Annotated in this window: 1 protein-coding gene; it reads left to right on the forward strand. The window is 42.4% G+C overall.

Translation table 11 applies throughout. From position 1 onward, the window contains the following. On the forward strand, nucleotides 1-4,349 hold a 4,349-nt coding region (locus VMW39_06625; GenBank protein ID HUW23686.1), incomplete at both ends, for a hypothetical protein.

A 4,349-nucleotide genomic window follows, 5' to 3' on the forward strand; every position in this document is an offset into this window, starting at 1 on the left:
CCCTGGCACTAAGAAAATTACATCAGAACTATGTTGAAGTAATGAAGGATGCGGGTCCTGAAGGCATTCTGGGTGGTTTCTCGGCCTGCGAGACACTTGAAGGGTACAATGGTCAGGCAGGAATTAGAGAGTTAGCTCAAAATCCCGATTCCCAGAATTCCGCCAAGGCTTCAACATGGCAAAGCACGCTTACACCTCACGCCATATTCCTGGCAATGATGATTGACCCCGACTCCGCCAAGGAGAGCCTGTCCCGCCTACAGCAAAAGTACCCGGGCTTGTACAACCCTTCTCATGGCTGGTACGATGGCCTTGACCTGAAAACAGAGGGAATAGTAAGAAGGCTTTTAACCCTTAACCAAGGTATGAGCCTTATTGCCCAGGCTCGCCTGGCAGGAGCAGGACTTGATACATTCCTTCGGAACCATCCTGAACTGGGACCCAAAATCAAAGCAATTATTGAAAAGAAAGATAGAACGTTGGAGCAGAAGTTTGCCACAAGAGAGAAGCCATCCGCAGAGCCACAGGAAGTGTCAGTAGATTTATCTCTTACGGATTTTGAATCCGGTAGGAGCCCTACGGGCCCTACAGATCCAGTCTCTGATATGGGTGCCTTTTATGACCCACCGGGATACACGCGCGAGTCCTTAGTTGAGGATCCGGAGAAAGGGACTTGCTGGAGGTTAGAATCTTATGTCCCACAAGGAAAATACAATGGAACATGGATGAAGTTAAGGAATTTAGACCTCTCAAATTATAAGTCCTTTGTATTTGATGTCAGAGGCGATAAACGTCAAGGGTATACAACCACATTTAAGATAGAACTTAAAAACAGTAGGGGCGAAGTGGGAACTTATGTTGTAAGCGGAGTCACCGACAAATGGCAACGAAAGCCCATTCCATTGAGTGAATTTGAAGGCATAACCGATTGGAAGGACATAACAGAATTTACCATAGTCTTTGAAGAAGGGCGCGCCACAAAACAAAAAGGAGTAATCTACATTGATAACATTTTCTTCTCCAAAGGAACGAAGCCCTCAGCCAGCCTTACCACCTTGACGAGGAGAGTGGCTTTGCCTGCTGGAGCTTCTGTGGAGGTAATTGCTTCTGGAGACTTTTTCTCTGTAAGAGTAGGAGATATTATAACTAGTGTTGCAACCGGTACTAAAAGGGAAATATTGAGTATTGACAAGCAAACCGGAGTAGTACAAGTTAGACGCACTGGTATTAGCGGAAAAACCGCAATTAGAGAAATGGATATAAAGGAGATATTGAGAGCCATTCAAGAGGGAGACGCAAAGATAGAATCTGTTACAAGACCTATGGAAGTTACTCAGGGAAAGATACCAGACTCTACTAACATAGATGAAGAAGTCATTCGTCATAATGAACGAATGCTAGATTCAGAAAAGTTTTGCAATGTTCTTTTGGGAGAACCTATTGGTGGGAATGCTGGGATAAACCGTGCAGGTGTTAATGTGGCCGTAGACAAAGATGGACGTATCGTGGCAATAATCAAAGATTTTCTACATTTAGACCCACATATTCGAACAGAATTAGATAAGAAAGGTGGCAAATACGAAAACGTTTGTTTCAGTGTTCTTATGTTGAACACACCTTATTCAGGCGCAATTGAGATTTATAGAACCGCAGGTTTAGGCCAGCTTTCAGAAGTTGCTGTAGAAAATATCACGAAAGCTGTTATAGCACACAATGCCTCTATCGTTAGTTCTAAAAAACCACCTTTTATTAATGTAGGAGACACTATAATTAGTATTGTGACAGGTACTAGAAGAAAGATATTGGAGCACCTCCCAGGTACTATAAAAGTGATAGGAGATAGGGAGATATATGGAAGCACTAAAGTACTTGTCAAGCGTATTGATATTGATGGTAATTCCACAAATGAAAGTATACCAATCGAGACTATTTTAGGAAGTATTCGCGAAGGCATAGCAATAATAGAACGAGGGTCTTCATCCCACCCGGGCAGTCAATTCGAGGGTGCACCTGGATGGAGTAGAACCGACCTTAAAGAACTTGGGGCGCCAGCAGATATAGTTATTGGGGCTCTTGAATCAGGGAAGTTAATATTGACTGTTAGTGTTGAAAATGGACGTGTTATAATAAAAGACACCGCTGTGAATATAAATGGAACAGAGATTAGAATAAGAATTGATAATGCACAGAAAGGATTTGCAAGGTGTAGTGATGATGGCAAAAATGTGTTTATCAATCTTGATAAAGTAAATAGACTTCTCAAAGATTCAAATCTTACTGGTGAAGAAAAAATTGCTGCAACGGAAAGAATCTTAATCCATGACATAGCCGAAGGCTATGCTTTACAGCAAGGTTTCAATCCTGCGGAAGGACACACTGCGGGAATGATGGCAGAAGCTATGCATCCTGCAAACTCCCAGAGGATACATGATGCATTGGCACAGGTTCTTGCTGAAAGAGATAGGCGGCAGGCAAAGAAGGGACTTGTAAGAATTCCATACGAGGGATCCTTAGGAGTAGCTCTCAATCGGCTTGTGGCCCGAAGGAGGATTGAGAAGGTTACCGGGGCAAAAAGAATTATCGCTGGCCTCAGACGGGATATAGACCTCTATGTGGATAAACTGGAAGGGTTGCTTACTCTTGGTTTACCATTAGTGGCAGGTTACCTGTACTATAGGAGCACGCTGAAAAGACGCGTCGCGTCTCTAAAGAAAAAAGGATTTTCCAATAAAGAGATAACCCCAAGTCTAATCCGTTTGCAGGGATATGTAGAAGTTCCGGAAGGCTCGCCCAAGTACCAAAATGCCCAAAAAGCATTAGCCAGTCTCCAAGAAAAGAACCCCACCCTTTATGAGAAACTAACCTCACGAAAGGGAGAATCCGAGCAGAGACCAGTCATCTTCGGCATAGGTGAAAGCAAAGTCGAAGGCGAAGCCGAAGATACTGTACCTGAAACTTTTGAAACTGTTGAAGCTATTGGGGAGTTGGAACCAGTTCCATCTTCTTCCTTCGCATTTATGCCTTTGTTATTCTTAAGAGGATTTTTTGATTGGTGTAGTCAAATTTCTCATAATATTATAGAAGAAGGCACAGAACAAATTTCCTCAATCGCTTCGCATCTTCCCAGTGGCGGTCTGCCGCTGGGTACGGATCTGCATCCCAAATTGGAAATTGTGGAAAAACTGTCAAACTTATCGCCTTACTATTATTATATTATTCCTATTGAAATATTCGGCATTGCTGTTGTAATTGGCTTGATTGTCTATTTTGGTTTCATGAGAAAGTCGAATGTGGTGGAATTTGAGGGCGCGAGAATCAACTTCAAAGGCCTGGCAAAAAGAGTAAAAACAATACGGATAGGAGGAGAAGAAGATAAGAAATTAATAGTAATTAATAAGGCCAATGATAGAGTATTAAAAATTACTCCTGTGGAAGAGATTGAGGCAGGACAGGTTGAAAAACAAATCAGGACAGAAGAGGTAAATGCTCTTAAGATAGGAAGCTATCCTTATAAGATAACCGATGGTAAGGTCATAGATTTAAGTGCAGAATGGCTGGGTAACACAGAGTTGTTGGATTGGGCCGGGTTAAGGCCAAAGGAGATGGCAAAAAGGGCATATGAAATAAGGGCAGGGCCATCTAAGCGAAAATATACTTATAACCTGATTAAAGACCAACCTGCACGGGTTCTAAAATCACCACTTTGTAGCACACCCGCAAGCAAACCTCAGCTTGAAGAAGCTCGATTATATCTGGAAAAGAATGATTACAACTCTTTGGAATCCCCCCACGAGAAGCAGCTCTATTTCCACTATCTGTACGTAATTACGAGAGGCGCAGTATCGGAAAAATTTGATAGTGACGATGCTTACAATGATATTATCTCTTACAGAGTCCTTGCCACTAATAAACTCAGAGAAGCAGTCAAATATGCCAAAGATGAACAGGAGAAGGAGATTATCAATGATATTGTTTGGTCAATGGGTCTTTTTATGGTGAGGGCAGATGGACCGCCTGGCAAAGAAACAGAATTAACAGCCGTGGATTATGAGAGGATTTCCCAGAACAAGCCATTTAATATCTCGAAAAAAGGAGATTTTGAACGTCTTGCGGAAGTATTTGACGAGATAATAAAGAGAGGAAAAATCCGCCCCTACTTCTTAGTCAATATCAAAAACTTCTCGCCGGATAACTATCTTGCATATCTGGAAGCCTTAGATGATATTTCAGAGAGATATAACGGTATGGTGACTTTCATTGTGTCAATAGAGATGCCAGGCACGTTAACCGGCAGCCTGCCAGGGTCTTTGACCGCTATGAGGAGGACAGCCGATTTATTAGGCAAAGAG

It is taken from the genome of bacterium, from assembly GCA_035530055.1.
Classification (GTDB): Bacteria; UBA6262; WVXT01; order WVXT01; family WVXT01; genus WVXT01.